The sequence below is a fragment of the Streptomyces sp. CO7 genome, assembly GCF_053474865.1.
In genome coordinates this window covers 1-469 of record NZ_JBRIOU010000090.1, presented here as the reverse complement: position 1 = coordinate 469, position 469 = coordinate 1, and the positions used below count along the sequence as shown (strand labels likewise).

The 469-nt window shown below is 41.8% G+C and carries 1 pseudogene; it reads right to left on the bottom strand.

Annotation, left to right across the window (positions count from 1 at the left end):
- A pseudogene (locus tag ACOV8S_RS31250) lies at positions 1-469 on the bottom strand (hypothetical protein); the annotation flags it as partial.

Here is a 469-nt window from a genome sequence, read left to right as displayed (position 1 = left end):
GCTTGAAGTACGCTCACTTTAAGCTGAATGACATCTTCAGCTGTGTCTCTTTTTGCCTCTTCTACATCCACTGTCAGCGATGTATTGAGCCATTTTTGCAGCTCATTTACTTCGTGTTGAAGAGTGTCTGCATTCAGTAATACAGGTGTAACCGTCACCTTTTGCTTTTTTTGCGGTTGACCGTTTAGGTCCTCCCAATCATCTACAGGGTCGTCAGCTGTAAATTGGAGCTGTAAGAGATGCAGAGAACGTTTACGCATGGCCTCTCTCAGCTGATCCATCCGATACGTCTGTTCTTCGATATCTCGAACGATCTCCTGTTTAAAATTCACATCTTTTCTATATAGACGGATGAGATCATACCCTGAGTTTCGTGGTGCTTCAAAAAATATTTCATCTTCTGGAAACGGACTTTGAATCATCTCGTACCCTTTTTGTCTTAATTCATCAACAACTCGCCAAAATAAAC